Origin of the sequence: Desulfosporosinus acidiphilus SJ4, assembly GCF_000255115.2 — a bacterium.
GTDB classification, from domain to species: Bacteria; Bacillota; Desulfitobacteriia; order Desulfitobacteriales; family Desulfitobacteriaceae; genus Desulfosporosinus; species Desulfosporosinus acidiphilus.
Genome location: NC_018068.1, coordinates 1,819,628 through 1,838,846 on the forward strand (window position 1 = coordinate 1,819,628; position 19,219 = coordinate 1,838,846).

General features: G+C 44.2%; 18 protein-coding genes and 1 tRNA gene. All 19 read left to right on the top strand.

Annotation, left to right across the window (positions count from 1 at the left end):
• Positions 1–153: 153 nt before the first annotated feature.
• The 19 genes from DESACI_RS23570 (at position 154) to mutM (ending at position 19,050) form a co-directional block, all read left to right on the top strand.
• On the top strand, positions 154–360 hold the full coding sequence (locus tag DESACI_RS23570) for an FmdB family zinc ribbon protein (RefSeq protein ID WP_242833180.1): 207 nt from the start codon (positions 154–156) through the stop codon (positions 358–360).
• Between the two features lie 39 nt (positions 361–399).
• On the top strand, positions 400–846 hold the full coding sequence (locus DESACI_RS08370; protein ID WP_041276387.1) for a tRNA (cytidine(34)-2'-O)-methyltransferase: 447 nt from the start codon (positions 400–402) through the stop codon (positions 844–846).
• A gap of 16 nt (positions 847–862) precedes the next feature.
• Positions 863–1,705 carry an MTAP family purine nucleoside phosphorylase gene (locus DESACI_RS08375; RefSeq protein ID WP_014826755.1) on the top strand — a complete coding sequence of 281 codons (843 nt, stop codon included), beginning with the start codon at positions 863–865 and terminating at the stop codon, positions 1,703–1,705.
• Positions 1,706–1,707: 2 nt separating this feature from the next.
• Positions 1,708–2,748, top strand: a complete 1,041-nt coding sequence (locus DESACI_RS08380) for a glycosyltransferase family 4 protein (protein WP_014826756.1) — start codon at positions 1,708–1,710, stop codon at positions 2,746–2,748.
• A 68-nt stretch (positions 2,749–2,816) separates the two neighbouring features.
• Entirely contained in the window at positions 2,817–3,773 is a 957-nt protein-coding gene (locus DESACI_RS08385) for a glycosyl hydrolase family 18 protein (RefSeq protein WP_014826757.1), read from the top strand.
• Positions 3,774–3,794: 21 nt separating this feature from the next.
• On the top strand, positions 3,795–4,496 hold the full coding sequence (locus DESACI_RS08390; protein ID WP_014826758.1) for a metal-dependent hydrolase: 702 nt from the start codon (positions 3,795–3,797) through the stop codon (positions 4,494–4,496).
• A gap of 170 nt (positions 4,497–4,666) precedes the next feature.
• On the top strand, positions 4,667–4,807 hold the full coding sequence (locus DESACI_RS08395; protein WP_014826759.1) for a hypothetical protein: 141 nt from the start codon (positions 4,667–4,669) through the stop codon (positions 4,805–4,807).
• 1 nt (position 4,808) lies between these two features.
• On the top strand, positions 4,809–5,015 hold the full coding sequence (locus DESACI_RS08400) for an alpha/beta-type small acid-soluble spore protein (RefSeq protein WP_014826760.1): 207 nt from the start codon (positions 4,809–4,811) through the stop codon (positions 5,013–5,015).
• 69 nt (positions 5,016–5,084) lie between these two features.
• A complete protein-coding gene (locus DESACI_RS08405; protein WP_014826761.1) occupies positions 5,085–6,407 on the top strand; it encodes a DRTGG domain-containing protein in 1,323 nt (440 codons plus the stop codon).
• 138 nt (positions 6,408–6,545) lie between these two features.
• A complete protein-coding gene (locus DESACI_RS08410) occupies positions 6,546–10,025 on the top strand; it encodes a DNA polymerase III subunit alpha (protein ID WP_014826762.1) in 3,480 nt (1,159 codons plus the stop codon).
• Between the two features lie 76 nt (positions 10,026–10,101).
• Complete coding sequence (gene coaD, locus DESACI_RS08415; RefSeq protein WP_014826763.1) at positions 10,102–10,611, top strand: pantetheine-phosphate adenylyltransferase; 510 nt, start codon at positions 10,102–10,104, stop codon at positions 10,609–10,611.
• A 69-nt stretch (positions 10,612–10,680) separates the two neighbouring features.
• Positions 10,681–10,881: a putative signal transducing protein gene (locus tag DESACI_RS08420; RefSeq protein WP_014826764.1), complete on the top strand. Its 201-nt coding sequence runs from the start codon at positions 10,681–10,683 to the stop codon at positions 10,879–10,881.
• A 2-nt stretch (positions 10,882–10,883) separates the two neighbouring features.
• Entirely contained in the window at positions 10,884–11,798 is a 915-nt protein-coding gene (accD, locus tag DESACI_RS08425) for an acetyl-CoA carboxylase, carboxyltransferase subunit beta (RefSeq protein WP_014826765.1), read from the top strand.
• A complete protein-coding gene (locus DESACI_RS08430) occupies positions 11,782–12,750 on the top strand; it encodes an acetyl-CoA carboxylase carboxyltransferase subunit alpha (RefSeq protein WP_014826766.1) in 969 nt (322 codons plus the stop codon). The genes accD and DESACI_RS08430 overlap by 17 nt, the downstream gene beginning before the upstream one ends.
• A 91-nt stretch (positions 12,751–12,841) precedes the next feature.
• Positions 12,842–12,927 (top strand) — tRNA-Leu (locus DESACI_RS08435).
• A 376-nt stretch (positions 12,928–13,303) separates the two neighbouring features.
• Entirely contained in the window at positions 13,304–13,987 is a 684-nt protein-coding gene (locus DESACI_RS08440; protein ID WP_014826767.1) for a response regulator transcription factor, read from the top strand.
• The gene (locus DESACI_RS08445) at positions 13,984–15,516 is read left to right on the top strand and encodes a sensor histidine kinase (protein ID WP_014826768.1); all 1,533 of its coding nucleotides are present in this window, start codon (positions 13,984–13,986) and stop codon (positions 15,514–15,516) included. The genes DESACI_RS08440 and DESACI_RS08445 overlap by 4 nt, the downstream gene beginning before the upstream one ends.
• A 76-nt stretch (positions 15,517–15,592) precedes the next feature.
• Positions 15,593–18,226, top strand: a complete 2,634-nt coding sequence (polA, locus tag DESACI_RS08450) for a DNA polymerase I (RefSeq protein ID WP_014826769.1) — start codon at positions 15,593–15,595, stop codon at positions 18,224–18,226.
• Positions 18,227–18,228: 2 nt separating this feature from the next.
• The gene (gene mutM / locus DESACI_RS08455; protein ID WP_014826770.1) at positions 18,229–19,050 is read left to right on the top strand and encodes a bifunctional DNA-formamidopyrimidine glycosylase/DNA-(apurinic or apyrimidinic site) lyase; all 822 of its coding nucleotides are present in this window, start codon (positions 18,229–18,231) and stop codon (positions 19,048–19,050) included.
• The last annotated feature ends 169 nt before the right edge of the window (positions 19,051–19,219 follow it).

The following is a 19,219-nucleotide window of genomic DNA, read 5'->3' on the forward strand; positions in this document are numbered from 1 at the left end:
TATGATTAATAGATAATTCCTTTTATATAGGGAAAAAAGTAGACAAAAGTTTGGGTTTGCAATAAATTAAGGTTATAATAGTAAATCATAAGCAAAACCCTTGATCTGAGCTTCAAAAGCTCTAAGAGGTTGGGAGGTAGCGTTGAATTGCCTATGTATGAATTCAGGTGTCCAAGTTGTGGTTCACTGACCACAGAATTATGCAAGCTGGGTGAAAATGGAGAGTCCTTATCCTGTCCCGGATGCGGGCATAAAGGGCTTGCCAAAAAGATATCTAAGTTTTCAAGTCCCGGAGTAAAAGGAAGCAGCGGTGGGACTTGTTCTCCCGGGTGCCACGGCAACTGTTCCGGGTGTCATTGAAAGGGGATCCGAGTTTTGAACAATCGACTTAATATAGTGATGGTTGAGCCGGAAATCCCGCCTAATACGGGAAATGTGGCTCGGCTTTGTGCTGCAACGGGAGCTGCACTCCATTTAGTAAAACCCCTTGGTTTCAGTATTGATGATAAGCACTTAAAGCGTGCCGGTTTAGATTATTGGCATCTTCTGGATATTTATTATTATGAGAATTTTAACGAATTTGAAGAGAAGAATCCTCACGGACTTCGTTACTTAGCAACGACAAAAGGTGGCCGTTCCTACAGCGACATAGTCTATGAACCGGGAGGATATTTAATTTTCGGCAAGGAAACGAAAGGACTTTCGCCCGAAATTTTGGCTCGTTATCCGGACAAGACCATCAGATTGCCCATGCGTGCTGAAGCGCGTTCCTTAAACTTGTCAAATTCAGTAGCTGTTGTTGTCTATGAAGTTTTGCGTCAATGGGGCTTCCCGAGTCTTGTTTAAAAAAGGAGGAGAAACTATGATACCCAAGGTTGACGTTGGGTTAATATGCGGGTCGAGTACGAATTCAATTTCCTTCCTTGAGGATTTAAAAATTCCCGGCACAAAAGTACTGGGTAACGCTTTGATATTTAATACCCCTTATGGACCTTCCCCGGAATTTACTCATTTTTCCTATGCAGGCAAAGAGGCTTTAACCTGCAGGATGCATGGCTGGAGGCAGGGAGTTACGAGAGCCCAGGCTTCTCAGCAAATTTTTTGGGTGTTTCATCAAGCGGGAGTTCACGTAGTTTTAACTGAAGGCGGGGTAGGGGGAGTAAATCACCTGCTGAAACCACGCGATATTGTCATTCCTCACGATTACTTGGACTTCTCAATGCGGAAAGATGTGTCTATCGGGCTCCCCTATTTACTGACCATGCGCAATGCCGTTTGCCCTGACTTGATTAAGGTTTTGCAGGAGACCGTTATGCAAAACCAGCCTCCGCGCTATGTATTTGACCGCGGGGTTTACGTTTGTACTGACGGGCGGCATTTTGAAAGTCCTTCGGAAGTACAGATGTTTAAACAAATGGGCGGCGACGTCATCGGGCAATCCATGTGCCCTGAAGTCTATATGGCCCGGGAAATCGGAGCCCATTATGCTACGGTTCAGCTTGTTGTCAACTATGCTGAAGGAATTGTTAAGGATTGGGAGCACGAGGAATTGGCAGATATTTTCTATAATCAGTCCGGTTTTGCAGGCAGAATTTTGTTAAGCGCTATGGCATTGCTTCCCCAAACCTTTTCCTGTTCTTGTTTGGAGCTGCGCCAACCGACAATGCTGCGGGACAAGCTCGAACCTAAGTCAACGGAGGAATAGTCATGGCCTATATATTAACCTTTGCCTTGGCCTTAGTTATTGCAGCCGTCTGTACCCCATTGACCATGAAACTGGCCCATAAATGGGGGGCTATTGCTTACCCGGGAGGCCGTCATGTCCATAAAAAACCCATTCCCCGCTTGGGCGGATTGGCTTTGTACGCTGGGTTTTGGCTGGCGGCGGCAATAACCCAACAGTGGGATCTATCATACTGGGGGCTATTTTTAGGCAGCACGTTAATTATGTTGGTCGGTGTATGTGATGACATTTGGGAAATTCGTCCGATGGTGAAGCTTTTTTGGCAAATTGCTTCGGCGGCTTTGCTCTTTGGTTTTAATTTTTCTATGGATAAGTTTTCCCTTCCTTTGATTCCGTCCATTAATTTGTCGGGGTCTTGGCTTGGTGTTATAGGTTTTGCTTTAATGCTCTTTTGGATTGTCGGTCTGGTAAATACAGTTAATATCTCGGATGGCTTAGACGGACTGGCTGCAGGAATATGTTTTATGGCGGCACTATTGCTGTTCTGGTCGGCAAATCGAATTAATAGTCCTGCAGCGCATCTGACCTTGGCTTTAGCCGGTTCGCTGCTTGGTTTTTTATTGTTTAATTTCCCCCCGGCCCGGGTTTTTATGGGAGATTCCGGCAGTATGTTTCTCGGATATATTATTGGCGGCCTTTCCATTTACGGACTCCTAAAAACAGCGACAGTTTTAGGCGTAGTTTTCCCGCTTCTCGTCATGGGTATGCCTGTGACGGACTTAACCTTTGCCATTATTCGCCGCAAACTTCGAGGGCAATCCATGGCTGCCGCCGATCGCGGACATTTACATCATCGTCTGCTAGACGCGGGGCTTACTCAGCGTCAAGCCGTTTTGTCAATGTATGGAATCAGTGCCTGCTTTGGAATTTCTGCAGTCTTGGGAGCTGAAGGACTGTGGATATTAGCCTTAGTCCTTCTCCTCCTTGTCTTTGCTGTATTGGTGATTATTTTAATGCGAAGAACGGCAATGCTGGCAGTGTTCAGCAGACGTCACTCAAAATAGAAGCCTTAGTTATTCTTAACACCTCTACCCCCGGTAATGCATATGATGATCGGAAAGGGGGTATAAGTATGCCATTGAATATCTTTGCTTTTTATAGCGGCCTTACTGAACAAGCAAAGGGTTATCCCTATTTAGTAAGAAACGAAAACATAATCAATCAGTTAGATATCTTTCAAACACCGATCCAGAATGACGGAACTGTCCAAGGCCGGCCCAGCCGCAAGATGATTAATGAAGCTCATGCCAAAGGAATTAAGGTTTATTTAACGGTGAGCAACTTAAACCCGGGAGGACGCTTTTCTACAGGATTAATATCCCGGTTAGTACGTGATCGGCAATTTGCTAACTATGTTTGGGGGAACATAAACAATCTTCTGGCTGAGTATCAATTTGACGGAGTCAATCTGGATTTAGAAAAAGTAAGTCCGACAGATCGTCATCTCTTTACACAGCTTATTCAAGCCTGGTCAGCTCAGTTCCATCAGGCAAACTATATCGTTACCATTGATGTACCGGCAAAGTCTTCTAGTGAACCTCTTGATCCGTGGAAAGGGGCCTTTGACTATCAAGCGATCGGTCGGGTCGTTGATGAGGTAATCCTTATGACTTATGAAGAACATTGGCCGGCAAGCCCTCCCGGGTCAGTAGCCTCTCTTCCGTGGGTCAATGAGAATTTGAACTATGCTTTGGCCAATATCCCCGCTCGTAAAATCTTAATGGGCATTCCTCTTTATGGGTATGATTGGTCGGAACGCGGGGGAGCCCAAAGCATCAGCTATCAAAGAGCCGTTGACCTTGCTCAACGTCATGGTGCTCCAATCCTTTGGGATCCGAGGCAGCACGGTTTGCATTTCCGCTATGAAGCTATGGGTATAAGACATACCGTTTATTTTGAAGATCCCCGCAGCACGAAAGACAAACTGGACCTTGCTCTAAGCAAAGGCATTCGGGGAGTCGCCCTTTGGGAAATGAACTTGAGTTATCCTGCTTTCTGGGAGGTGCTTCAAGTATATTCGGCAAGATAAACAGCAAACGGAGGTTAAAGCATGAATATTCGTTTTCACGGACACGCTTGTTTTGAAATTGCAAGTGAAGCAGGAAGAATCTTAATTGACCCCTTTTTGCGTGGGAACCCGAGTACCACTACGAAGCCTGAAGATTTTAACCAGCTCGACGCCATTTTAGTAACTCACGGGCATCATGATCATCTGGGTGACGCTGTGGAGTTGTCGAAAAAGACAGGTGCTCCTATTATTGCAGTTTATGAGCTGGCAGCCTATTGCCAAAGTAAAGGCGCAGCAACTCATGCTATGCATCTTGGGGGTAAACATCAGTTTTCTTTTGGCTGGGTTAAACTCACCTTGGCGTTACATGGCTCCGGCATTGAAGAAAAAGAAGGAGGCCCTATGATTTACGGTGGCCCCCCCTGTGGATTTCTTATGCAAATAGAAGGAAAATGGATCTATCATGCCGGAGATACCGGATTGTTTGGTGACATGGAACTGATTGGCCTGCGCCATCCCTTAGAGGTTGCTATGCTGCCTATCGGAGACAACTTTGTCATGGGTGTAGAAGAAGCAGCCCATGCGTCTCAATTGTTGCGCTCTAAAGTCGTGATCCCCATGCATTATAATACCTTCCCGCTTATAAACCAGGATGCCGGCGAGTTCCTGCGCATGCTGCAGCGCAGAGTTCCGGAAACAAAGGGCGTTGTACTTAAAGCTGGAGAATCTTTTGAGTTAGTTTAAACTTATCCGTAAATAAATACGAAATTATAGTATTAATAACCCAAAATAGTATTAATAACTTAAATAAAAGTATTATTAACTACAATGTTATCGTTAAATATCCCGCCGATGTATCCGGCGGGATATTTTTTATTGAAAAGGGTAAAACTTTTAGAAAGGAGTTGAGAACTATGACAAGAAAATTATGTGCCTTTCGTTGTCTCTATGGAGTTGACGGACGCTGCCGCTTAGAACATCTTATAGGAGAGAGAGGGCCAAATTGTCCCCATTATGAGGAAGATGGTTTTACCATGAGCAGGGGGAGGATTTGAGATGAAATCATCGAAACCCAGAGTGAAACGAACAGACCCTTTAGAACCTCTGAAAATGGAAATAGCCGCAGAATTAGGACTTTTAGAGCAAGTTAAGACCAATGGCTGGCATTCCTTAAATGCTAAAGATGCCGGCAAAATTGGAGGATTGATGACTCAACGGCGTAAACGAGAGAATCTCCAAAATATAAATGATAAAAACGAATAAGCTAGTTTGATCTTCAATCATATGGTATAATTATTGATCGTATAGTAATAAGTGGGGAGCGTTATTCACTTGACAAAACATCAACAAATTTTAACATTCATTGAAGATTTGGCTATTGGCAGCAAGGTTTCTGTCCGTTTTATTGCTAAAGCCCTGGATGTAAGTGAAGGGACGGCTTATCGAGCCATTAAAGAAGCTGAGGCTAAGGGATTAGTTCGCTCAATTCCCAAAGTTGGAACCATACGAATTGAGGGGGTCAAAGAACGTCAAATTGAAGACTTGACGTTGCGTGAAGTTTCACAGATCGCTGAAGGGGTTGTTATCTGTGGCTTTGAGCATCTTGATCGTTGCCCGCATAAATTTGTAATTGCTTCGATGGAAATTGATGCTATGGGCCGTTATTTGGAAGAGAATGCCTTGTGTATTGTGGGAAATCGGCGTAATGCTCAGATTTTTGCCCTGGAACACAATGCTTCCCTATTAATCACCGGCGGACTGGAACCCGACGAAGACGTTGTTGCTTTAGCTCGGCAGCGGGAACTAGTGATCATTCAATCTCCTTATGATACATTTGCCGTGACTTCTATGATTAATCGTGCTCTCTATGATCGATTAATTCAAAAAGAACTTATCTTAGTTGAAGATATCATGGTCAAAGATGTCAAGTATCTTAAGGGAGATGCAACAGTGGAAGATTGGCGAAATCTTTCCCAAAGTACAGATCACAGCCGCTTTCCGGTGGTTGATAATGAAATGAATCTTGTTGGGATTGTCACTGCGGTGGATGTTGCCGGAGAGGATCTTAAAACTCCCATTAAAGATGTCATGAATTCTAATCCGTTCATGGTGGGACGGGATGATCCTGTCACCCATATTTCTCGAATTATGGTTTGGGAAGGATGGGAAATTGCTGTTGTAGCAGATCAGGGTAAGTTAATCGGAATCGTTAGTTTGCAGGATGTTATTGAAGCCTACCAGCAAGTTCAGAAACAGCCTCAGTTTGGAGAAACTGTTGACAATCTGGTGCTGAGCGGATTCCGCTTCGTTGATGATTCAGAACACCTTTCAATTGAAGGGGAAATAACCAACGCCATGGTGGATGACTATGGGTCGGCCAGCTGCGGTGTTATTGTCACAGTCATGAATATGGCTGGATATATCAGTCTTCGTAAGAAATACAGGCTAAATGCCATTACGGAAAACTTTACTTTATATCAACTGCAGCCCATACCCGTAGGGACGGAAATCACAGTAACCGCTAAACTTCTCCTTGTGGCTAAGAAACATTGCAATATTGAAGTAGAAGTAAAAGTCGAGAATGAAATAGTCGCTAAAGGTCTAATGACCGCACGAATTGGCGATAAAAAGCTCGTAAGTGATGCCGTTCTTTAATTCGAGGATTTCTTCTTATTTAGAAGGCATATATGATACAATTGAATAGACATAATCATGAAGCAAAAGGCAATCATGAAGCTATAAGGTCTTGAATTTTTCAAGACCTTTGCTATATATCTTGAGGAGAGATACGTGATGTTTGTTCATCTCCATAACCATACAGAGTACAGTCTGCTTGACGGAGCTGCCAGAATTAATAAGTTAGTCACGCGTGCGGCAGAATTGAATATGCCTGCCTTGGCAATTACTGATCATGGGGTTATGTATGGAGTCATTGATTTTTATAAAGCATGTCATAAAGCCGGCGTTAAGCCGATTATTGGCTGCGAAGTTTATGTTGCGCCACATAGACGAACAGATAAGGTGCCGGGAAAAGATGATAAAAATTATCATTTAGTTCTTTTGGCGGAGAATGAAACGGGTTATCGCAACCTTATCCGTTTAGTGTCGATGGCTCATATTGAAGGTTTCTACTATAAGCCCCGGGTAGATAAAGAAATTCTGCACAAATACTCCGGTGGAATTATAGCCCTCAGTGCTTGTTTAGCAGGGGAAGTTGCTGATTATATCGTTAACGATCAGTTGGAAATGGCAGTTCAAAGTGCTCTGGACTATGAGAGGATTTTTGGCAAAGGCAATTTTTATCTTGAAATTCAGGACCATGGAATCGATAAGCAGCTCAAGGTTATCCAGGGAATATGGAAGATTCATGAACGCACAGGGATTCCTATCGTAGCCACCAATGACGTGCATTATGTGAATCGTGACGATGCTCTTGTTCAAGACGCACTATTGAGTATTCAAACCGGCAAGACGTTAAATGATACCTCGAGGATGAGCTTTTCCAGTCAGGAATTTTTTCTGAAATCCGAACAAGAAATGGCCTTGCTTTTTGGCGAACATCCTGAAGTTTTAGACAATACAGCCAAGATTGCCGAACGATGTCAGGTGGATTTTAAGTTTGGAGAAAATTACCTGCCGGTTTTTGATGTTCCTCCCGAGTATACCTTAGACGGTTATCTTGAAGCCCAATGCCGCGAGGCATTTCCACGCTTTTATCCCCGGATGACTGAGATTGAGCGTGAACGATTAGACTATGAACTTCAAGTGATTTCCCAAACCGGTTTTTCAGGATACTTTCTGATTGTTGCAGACTTTTGCCGCTTTGCCCGAGAGAATGGAGTTGCCGTCGGCCCGGGACGGGGGTCGGCCGCCGCCAGCATGGTAGCTTACTTATTAGGAATCACCTCTGTTGAGCCTCTTAGCCATGATCTCCTTTTTGAACGTTTTTTAAATCCGGAACGGATTTCCATGCCGGATATCGATATAGATTTTGACCCGGAGGGCCGAGAGCAAGTCATACGCTATGTCACCGAAAAATATGGTTCAGACAAGGTTTGTCAAATCATTACCTTTGGAACTATGGGTGCCAAAGCGGCCATCCGCGACGGGGGAAGGGTCTTGGGGATTCCTTTGGCTCGCGTGGACAAGGTTGCCAAGGCTATTCCTTCAGATCCGGGAATGACGTTAGACAAGGCTTTGCAAGTGTCGCTGGATCTGGCCCGGATGATTGAAGAGGATGAAGAAATTAAACGTCTGTATAAGCTGGCCCAATCTCTGGAAGGGATGACGAGACACGCTTCTACCCACGCCGCAGGGGTCGTGATCTCCAAGGATCCTCTGATGAATCATCTTCCGTTGCAAAGAACTTCCGAGGATTTTGTCATGACTCAATTTCCTATGAAAATCGTTGAAGAAATTGGGTTATTGAAAATGGATTTCCTCGGTTTGAGGAATTTAACCATCCTCCAAGAGGCTGTGAAACGGATTGAGGAAACCCATGGGATCAAGCTTGCATTAAGAGATCTTCCTTTTGACGATGAAAAAACCTATCAACTTCTTGCTTCCGGGGACAGCACTGGGATTTTTCAATTTGAAAGCGGCGGAATGAGGGCCGTTCTCAAAGAAGTCAAGCCAACGTGTTTTGAAGATATTATCGCCGTTGGAGCATTGTACCGTCCGGGTCCAATGGATCAGATTCCTGAGTTTATCCGCCGCAAGCATGGAGGACAAACCACTTACTTAGACCCCAAGTTAGAACCGATTCTCAAATCAACTTACGGAATTATCGTTTATCAGGAACAGGTTATGCAGATCGCCAGAGATCTGGCCGGATATTCCCTGGGACGAGCAGACTTACTCAGGCGGGCCATGGGAAAAAAGAAAAAAGAAATCATGGCAGAGGAACGTCAAAACTTTATCTTTGGGCTTCAGGATGAACAGGGACAGTGGGTTATCCCTGGGGCTCTTCGTCGTGGTTTAACCCAGGAAAAGGCAGAAGAAATTTTTGATTTGATGGCTAAATTTGCGGAATACGGTTTTAATAAAGGGCATGCAACAGCTTATGCCGTAATTTCGTATCAGACAGCCTATTTAAAGGCAAACTATCCTTTAGAGTTTATGGCCGCTCTCTTAAGTACCGTTATGGGTTCCTCAGATAAAATATCTTTTTACATTCAGGATGCCAAACAAAATGGAATTGAAGTGCTTCCTCCGGATGTTCAGTACAGCCAAGTTGGATTTTCAACTGAAAAACAGGCCATTCGCTTTGGCTTAGGTGCTATACGCAATGTCGGCATCAATGTGGTGGAGAAAATCTTGGAGGCCAGGCAAGATGGCCTTTTCCTATCTCTTTACGATTTTTGCCTGCGCGTGGACCAAAAGGTTCTAAACCGGCGTGTTCTGGAAAGCTTGATCCGTTCGGGAGCCATGAGTTCCTTTTGTACTCGTGTTCAGGCCTTGGCAGTTCTAGATCAAGTTTTAGACACCGCTCAGCGGATACAAAGAGATCGCAATAGTGGTCAGTTTTCCCTTTTTGATCAAACGGACGATTTAGATGAGGGAATTGTCCTTCCTGATCTGCCCGAGTATAGTGAACGGGAGATTCTCGAGATGGAACGAGAGTATTTGGGACTCTATTTGAGCGGCCATCCCCTTTCCTCAGTCTTGCCTCAGCTAAAGCCTTACCTATCTTCGGATATTTTGACTTGCCTAGAGGGGGAAGAAGAAGGAAAGGTTATTCTCGGAGGATTGGTTACCGGCTTCAGGCAAACGGTTACGAAAAAGGGCGAAATGATGGCGAGCTTTATATTAGAAGATTTGACAAGCGGCATTGAGGTTTTGGTATTTCCGCGTGTTTTTGCCCAAAGTCGTGCTTTGACCAACGACCAAGTCGTTGTCATTGCGGGAAGGTATAATATTCGAGAGGATGAAAAGAAAGTATTTGCAGAGAAAATTACCAGACTGGAAGAACTTAAGCCGGCCGAAGAGCCTGTTTTTGAAGTTAAACCCCCCAAAACCTCAGTGAAGGCTTCCGGTCAGCGGCTTTTTCTGCGATTTCCCAGCGCTCAGAGTAACCTCATGCCGGAGGTCCTGAGTATTTTAAAAGATTATCAGGGGGATCAACCTGTATACTTTTACTTTGAAGATAATCGTAAGACAATTGAAGGACACCGTGAATATTGGGTAAAAGAAGATGAAGAATTGAAGAAGACGTTATTTAGGGTGCTGGGAAATAATAATGTGGTCTGGAAACCAGGGAAAAATTTCATTTAGATGATTTTATTAGCAGGAATTCCTGGATTTCAAAGCGAAACCCATGGAAATATCCTGACTACAAAGGAGATCGACTGTGCGTACAGCAATTTATCCGGGAACGTTTGACCCGGTTACTAAGGGGCATCTTGACATATTAACCCGCGGGAAAGAACTTTTTGACGGAGTAACCATTGCCATAGCAGCTGATAATCAGAAGACACCTTTATTTTCTCTCGGAGAGAGAATGGAACTGCTTTTAGAAGCTACGAAAGACATGCCCAATGTAGATGTACGTGTCTTTGAAGGGCTAACTGTGGAATTTGCTCGGAAATGCGGCGCCGTAGCAATATTGAGAGGGCTGAGGGCCTTATCTGACTTTGAATATGAATTTCAACTGGCGCTTATGAATAAAAAAATTGCTCCTGATATCGAGACTGTTTTCTTGATGACCCAAAGTGAATTTTCTTTTATTAGTTCCAGTGCAATTAAATGGGCTTCCAGCCTGCATGCCGGAGTTTCGGATTTTGTGACACCCCATGTAGAAAAAGCATTAATGGCCAAGTTTTCCAATCTCCGCTCAGACGTCCGTGATGAAGATTCGTAATTGGACCTTTGTTGCACAATCAATTCGGCTATGGTATCATAATACGGATTTAATAAGGGGGCTTTTGCTGTGTGGACTGTCATTTATATCGCACCCAACAAGTTAATTGCCGAAAAATACAAAACAATTCTTACAGATGAAGGAATGCTCGTTCAACTAAGACCTATTGGTTCCGCGCACTTGGGTGACCATGCTTCTGTAGAAATACTCGTACCGGAATCTGAAGCGGAAGAAGCGCACGAAATTATTACCGGCGTAATAGGGAGCTAATCATGTTCAAAGATATCTTTCGAAAAACAAAATATGTTACGATTCAATCGGCTCCCGCTCCAAAGCGTCGGGCGGTGGATAGTGATCACGAGGAATCCAAGACTATTAAAAAAGAATTACCGGATGGTCTGTGGGTGAAATGTCCAAAATGCGGCGGCGTTCTCTTTATTAAAGATCTGGAAGAAAATGCTCGAGTTTGTACAAACTGTAAATATCATTTTCGAATTTCTGCACGAGCTCGTTTATCCTTGCTTGCAGATGAGAATAGTTTTGAAGAGTGGGATTCGGAAATTCTCTCTTTTAACCCTTTGGAATTTCCTGAGTATGAGGAAAAACTTCTTGAAGCTCAGGAAAAATCAGGCATGATCGAAGGAGTTCTTACAGGCCGAGCCTTAATTGAAGGAATTCCTGCGGTATTGGCATTTAATGAAGCTAATTTTATGATGGGCAGTATGGGTTCGGCAGTAGGGGAAAAGATTACTCGGGCTGTTGAGAGAGCGATTGATCTCCGCCTGCCTGTTATTATATTCTCCACTTCCGGCGGAGCGCGTATGCAGGAGGGTATTCTTTCTCTCTATCAAATGGCCAAGACGAGTGCTGCTCTGGGGCGCTTAGCCGCCAATCATTTGCTATATATTTCTGTATTGACAGATCCGACCTTTGGCGGTATTACCGCCAGTTATGCTTCACTCGGCGATATTTTAGTTGCTGAGCCGAATGCTTTAATTGGATTTACCGGGCCGCGAGTTATTAAGCAGACCATGAGACAAGAACTTCCGGCGGGTGCACAAACGTCCGAATTTAATCAAATACATGGCTTGATCGATCTTATTGTAGGACGTGCTGAAATGCGATCCACATTGGCACGTTTGTTGCGGTACCATCAGGAAGGGGTTCAGCATGGCGCAACTGTTTGATTTTGAAAAACCTATTTTGGAACTTGAACAGAAAATAACGGAACTACAGAAGTTTTCTGCCGAAAAGGATATTGATCTTTCCAGTGAAGTAGAGACATTAGAGAAAAAAATTGCTTTTCTTAAAAAGCAAATCTATGGTAATTTAGAACCCTGGCAAAAGGTTCAAATTGCACGACATTCGGAGAGGCCAAACTTCTATGACTATGTGCCGCTGTTGTTTGATGATTTCATCGAACTTAAAGGTGACCGGCTTTATGCCGATGATCAGGCTATTGCCGGTGGGATAGCCCTTTTTCGCGGTGTTCCTGTGACCGTGGTTGCTCATGTTAAAGGTAAAGACACTAAGGAGAATATTAAACGTAATTTTGGGATGCCTCATCCGGAAGGCTATCGCAAAGCTTTGCGTTTAATGGACCAAGCAGACAAGTTCAATCGTCCGATTTTAACCTTTATTGATACTCCCGGAGCTGCCTGTGATTTAGCCGCAGAAGAACGAGGACAAGGTGAGGCTATTGCGAGATGCTTATCTGCCATGTCCGGTTACCGTGTTCCGATTATCAGCACTGTTATTGGAGAGGGAGGAAGCGGGGGAGCACTAGCCTTAGGGGTTGGCAATGTGGTCTTAATGCTTGAAAACTCCTTTTACTCAGTCATTGCGCCGGAAAGCTGTGCTTCAATTCTTTGGAAAGACACATCGAAGGCTAAAGAAGCTGCTGCTGCCTTGAAATTTACGGCTCAGGATCTTTTGAAGCTGGGGGTTGCGGATGAAGTTGTAAGGGAACCTCAGGGCGGTGCCCATTATAACTTAAGGCAAACAGCTGACGAATTGTCTCAAGTCATTTCCAAATATCTTATTCGCCTGCGCCTCGAATCTCCGGAAGCCTTACTGGAAAAACGGTATCAGAAGATTAGAGCGATTGGGGTATTCCAAGAAAAAGAAAAAGGACTTTGAGAAAAAACGACTTTTTAATAAAAGACTTGACTTAAACCATGGAATAATGTATTATAGCTAAGTCGGACTAAGACATTAAGAATATCAGCTAGGGCGAGTGGCGGAATGGCAGACGCGTCGGTCTCAAAAACCGATATATGTGAGTATGTGTGGGTTCAAGTCCCACCTCGCCCACCACACTTAATGAAACAAAGTTATATCAAGGGTTTAACGGAGTTGGTAAGAAATTACCGGCTCCTTTTGTTGTATTCAGAGGTAAGCGTGACCGATACATTATGACTAAATATCGCGTCTCTTTTCATTGTCAGTATTATTAGTTATACTTAATCTGTAAAAAGATTAAATTAAACCTAAATAAACTATAATTTTTGTAAATAAATGTGTGTATTTTACACAATTACATAGTTAAACAATCCAAACAACTGATTTCTTATTCCTTCAGCAAACTTTCAGGAACTCTTCAGTACCAATTCAGCTGGTTATAGGAAAATAGACTCAAATCTCTTGGATTAGGTCAAAATATTGCGTTATATAATTTATTGGAGGGCATAGTATGCAGAATTTAAAGGGTATCAAAATCTTGCTTGTTGATGATGAGCCCAACATCATACAGTTTTTGGAGATGGGACTGCTTAATGAAGGGTTTGAGGTCCAAACGGCCCCGGACGGAATGACAGGGGTTAATCTCGCCCAGCAATTTCATCCTCATATCGTCATTCTCGACGTCATGATGCCTGGGATGGATGGTTTTGAAGTGTGCCGGATGCTGAAAAAAACGGAAAATGTGGCGATCATTATGCTGACTGCTAAAGATGAAGTTGACGATCGAGTGAAAGGGCTGACCTTGGGAGCAGACGACTATATGGTTAAACCTTTTAGTTTTGAGGAACTTTTAGCACGTATTCATGCGCGCATTCGCAACCAGTTTCCCAATCTAATGGGTGAGGTAGTTCTCGGAGACTTCCGAATTGATGACCGGCGCAAAGAAATTCAATACCAGCAGCGTGTACTCGAACTTTCCACGACGGAATATGAGCTGCTCAAATTTATGGTTCTGAACCAGGGCATCGTATTAAGTAAAGCAAAAATTTTGGATAAAGTATGGGGTTATGATTTCGGGGGAGACGAAAATATTGTTGAGGTTTACATTCGGTCGCTACGAGATAAACTTAATGACAAAGAACACCGCCTAATTCGGACCTTGCGCGGAGCGGGATACAGAGTTGACATATCATGAAGTTAAAATCGCGGCTAAAAAGCTATTTAGCGCCAAATTCATTGCGGTTTCAACTCTTGTCACGTTCTCTTTTGCTGTTGGCAGGATTATTGATTGTTATCGGAGGCTTACAGTATATTTTCATGCAGGGGTTTCTTTATCAGAATCAGGCTAAAAGTATTCAGACCCAGATTCAGTCTGTTCCGCCTGACGCTTGGGTTCTGATGGCTTCTAACGATCAAGGCAACAGCAGTGCTACCGCGAATAATTCGGCAGCTCCGCCTGATTCGGGTTTGTTTTTTCCACACCACCATGGACCCTTTTTCTTTCTTCCGGATACCAACATTGCCCTCATTGATCAGGACGGAACTTTTACGGAGCTTACCAATGGATCAACTAGTGGATCAATCAATGGGGAAACCTCACCGCGATTAGCTGAGCAAGACTATCAATATGCGTTACAAAGCAATGATCACCATTTATCCTATAAAATTGTTAATTCAACAGGGAAAAATGAGCAACTTATCGTTCTCGAGACAATTCGGACAAAGGATCATACTCAAGAATTAGTTCAGGTGAGTCTCAGTACCAAGCCGTTGAAGGATATGATGCTGCATCAACTTCTTGTTTTTCTCGGAGTTTCGCTGGGTGCTTTAGTCATTGGGATATTAGCCTTTATTCCCGTGCTGCGCAAAACTCTTGTTCCTTTATCGAACATGGTTGATAAGGTGGAACAAATTGATGCCGGAAATCTTGCTGAACGTATCCCAGTCGATCAGGGCCAAGTGGAGATTGATCATCTCGCTAATTCCTTTAATGGGATGCTGCAGAGACTTGAATCGTCTTTTGATGCGGAAATAGAGTCGAAAGAGCAAATGCGCCGTTTTGTTGCTGACGCGTCTCACGAACTGCGTACTCCATTGACAGCTATCCATGGGTTTTTAGAGGTCCTTTTGCGCGGCGCCGTGAATCAGCCGGATATGCTGGACCGGTCGTTAAAAAGTATGTATGCAGAATCAGAACGTATGAAAAAGTTGGTGGAGGACCTTCTTTTACTTGCTAAACTTGATCGATCTCCTAAAATTCAACGAAATGAAATCATGTTGGATGAAGTGATCAAAGAGATGGCACCGCAGCTGAGACTATTGGCCGGGGAGCGTAAGGTTGTCCTTAAACTTACTTCTGATTTAAAAGGGTGGTTTGATGTCGACCGACTTAAACAAGTGATCCTGAATCTTTTTCACAATGCGGTTCAGCATACGGATGCTGAACAGGGAGAAATCCAAATTTCCTTAACCAAGGTTAGAGGCGGCGTGGAACTCTCAGTTCACGATAATGGTTCTGGGATTTCGGAGAAACATTTGTCAAAGTTGTTCGACCGTTTTTATCGCAGTGATTCTTCAAGGACAAGGAAGTATGGGGGCTCAGGCCTCGGTTTATCAATTACAAAATCAATTGTAGAACTTCACGGCGGCACCATAAGGGTTGAGAGTGCTGTCGACGAAGGAACAACCTTTTATGTCTGGCTCCCTCTCGCTGAAGAGGCATAATGCAGGAAGGGATCATATGTTTGTTAGAACCCTATGGGTATGATATAGTTAAGTGCGAAGAGAAAGGGGTTTTACGATGCCGAAAATGGTAATATTAGACGGAAACAGCCTTGCGAATCGCGCTTTCTATGCCTTACCCTTGCTGACAACATCTGATGGGCGTCCGACGAATGTGCTGCAGGGTTTTCTGACGATGCTTTTTCGTTTAGAACAAGAACAACATCCGGATTACTGGGTGGTGGCTTTCGATAAAACAAAGGCAACGATCCGCATCGAACAGTATGCCGGATATAAAGCGCAAAGAAAAGAAACTCCGGAAGGTTTGCGTCCGCAATTTGACTTTCTCAAAGAAATTCTTGCCGAACTGGATGTGCCGATGCTGGAACTTGCCGGTTATGAAGCTGATGATCTTATTGCTGCGGTGACCAAGCAAGCAGAAGCACAGGGAATGGAGGTCCAGGTCTACACCGGTGACAGAGATGCTTTGCAGCTGATCTCGCCAAAGACCCATATCTATTTAACGAAGAAGGGAATCAGCGAAGTTGAATGCTATGATGAGCATGCATTGTGGGAGCGTTACCAACTGCGTCCTCTGCAAATTATAGATTTAAAAGGTTTGATGGGAGACACTTCTGATAATATTCCTGGTGTTCCGGGTATTGGAGAGAAAACTGCTCTCAAATTGCTTTGGGAATATGAAACCGTTGAGGGAGTCTTGGCAAACGCAGAGAAAGTCTCCGGAAAGAAACTGCAAAGTAATTTAAAGGAATATGCAGATCAGGCAAGACTGAGCAAAACCTTAGCTACGATGTTGACGGAGGTGCCTTTGCCGTTCTCCTTAGAGAACTTTATTTATCGCCGGCCTCAAGCATCTAAGGTACTTCCTGCTTTAAACAAATATGATTTGAGAAATGTAGCACGGATATGGCAAGAGCGTTATGCTAGGGATGGGGAGGCTAAAAAAGATATCCCGGAAGTAGCGTTGGAGCAGTGGCCGGTTCGTGAGCTTTCCGAAGAAGGATGGCTGGCTCAGATCGAACAATGGCGTACCTCTAAAGTTCCCCTTACTTTGGCTTGCCGTTATGAAGGAACCGGGCTGCAGGGCGGCCATTGGCTTGAATGGGGGATCGCCGTTTCGGGGGAGACCTTTAAACTGCCCCGAGAAGAAGGAGATCCCAGAGTTGTCGAGGCCTGGCTGGGGTTATTGGAAAGTGAAGAGGTTCCTAAGATTTTGGCCGATACAAAAATGACGGCCTTGCTGCTCGGGAATGAGAACAAGACATTAAAAGGAGTGGCCTTTGATCTCAGCCTGGCGTCTTATTTGATTCAGTCCTCCCGTACGAAGTTCGCTCCTCTGGATTTAGTTAAAGAATATGTTCCTGCACTGGACGCCTTTGACAGTGTTACTGATGAGGCTGCGGCGCTGGCTCAAGTGGCTCCGAAATACCAAGCAGAAATTGAGGCTTTAGGACTGGGAGATTTACTGCATAAGATTGAAGAACCCTTGAGTTTTGTTTTAGTTCAAATGGAGCGTCAGGGGATTGGTATTGATATTCAACAGTTGCAACACTTCGGTGAAGGAATCAGTACCACATTAAAACAATTAGAACAGGAAATCTATGCTTTAGCCGAAACGTCCTTTAATATAAATTCTCCGAAACAGCTAGGAACGATATTGTTCGAAAAACTGGGATTAGCCGCTGCTAAAAAAACGAAAACAGGCTATTCCACCGATGCCGAGACCTTGGAAGAGCTGCGTTCGGCTCATCCGATTATTGAGAAGATTTTAGATTATCGCCAGTTAAATAAGCTCATGTCTACTTATGTCAATGGGTTGCTGGCTCAGGAGAAAGACGGCAGAATTCATACGACCTTCCAGCAAACTGTGACGGCAACGGGGCGGCTTTCCAGTACGGAACCCAACTTGCAAAATATACCCATTCGTTTAGAACAAGGGCGGCAGTTAAGAAAAGTCTTCCATCCAACGGAGCCTGGTTATCTGCTTCTATCGGCGGATTTTTCTCAGATCGAACTGCGTATTTTAGCCCACTATTCTCAAGATCCCTTGCTCTGTGAATCTTTTGCCTTAGGTCAGGATGTTCATACCAGAACTGCTGCCGAAGTTTTTGGCGTTTCCCTTGAAGCAGTGACCTCAGGTATGCGCAGAAGTGCCAAGGCTGTAAATTTTGGGCTTGTCTATGGTTTAACAGAGTTTGGGTTGTCGAGGGATTTAGGTATTCCCCGCAAAGAATCCAAGTTTTACATCGAACAATATTTTAAACGCTATAGCGGCGTGAAACAGTATTTAGAAAATGTCGTTGCTCAAGCCAAACAAGAAGGACAAGTCCGCACCTTATTAAATCGTCTGCGGCGAATTCCAGAACTTTATCACGCCAATAGGGTCCAAAGGCAGCTGGGAGAAAGGATTGCCATGAATACGCCGGTTCAGGGAACAGCGGCAGATATTATGAAAATAGCCATGATCCAAGTTGCTGAAGGGATAAAATCCTATCAAGCGGCTGTTTTATTGCAGGTACATGATGAGCTTTTGCTCCAAGTCGCGCCGGAAGATCTGTGGCAAGTAGCCCACATCTTAAAAGATACCATGGAAAATGCCTTTCCGCTGTCTGTTCCTATGACGGTTGACTGCAAAGTCGGCCCCAATTGGTATGATCTGAAATCCTATTTGCCTAAGGTTAAAAAGGAGTAATTATGCCAGAATTACCAGAAGTTGAAACAATTCGACGAACCTTAGCTGTACACATTACTGATTTAAGAATAAAAGATATCTCCCTTAAGTGGCCCTCTGCTGTCAGCGGCTGGCGGGACAAGGATTTTAAGGAACTTGTCCTGGGAAGGCAAATTCTAGCTCTCGACCGGCGGGGAAAATATCTCCTCATCCACTTGGATGAGGAGATAACTTTAATCGCCCACATGCGCATGACGGGGCGATTGAATTATTATCCGGAACCGAAGGAACCGGATAAACACACGCATGTAGTCCTCACTTTGGAACGCGGGGAAGTGCACTTTTCTGACGTCCGAAAATTTGGCCGAATTCAAGCGATTCCAACCTCTTTGTGCATCCAAGAGTCCTCGCTGAGCAAACTTGGTCCGGAACCCTTAGATCCACAGTTTACCGCGAATATGCTGCGAGATCGTTTAGCCAAGAAAAAAGTTAATATCAAGGGAGCTTTGCTGGATCAGCATGTTCTTGCCGGATTGGGAAACATCTATGCTGATGAATCACTTTTTCGAGCGGGAATATCCCCCCAGCGCCCAGCTAATTCGCTTACGGATGAGGAAATTAAGCATCTGCATCGAGCCATTCAAGCTGTCTTACAAGCCGGCATTGATGCCCGGGGGACCTCTTTTAGAGACTATAGGGATGCTAATGGGGAAAAGGGGCAGTTTGAACAAGCTCTTCAGGTTTATGGCAGAGGGGGGCATCCCTGTCGGATTTGCGGCGAAACTTTAGAGCGCTTGCGTTTGGCCGGCCGTACAACGGTTTACTGTCCAAAATGTCAGAAGTAAGAAGCTCAGCGTCGGTATAGTTCACATCATTACTTAATCCAGGAAAAATGGATTTCTGTGAATAAGCGAGTATTTAGGGGATATTGAAATTATACTGAGGGAGTTTCTTTATATTGTCTGAAAGTATAACTTTCGGTTAAATGCTTTCATGATGAGGGGATAGATACGA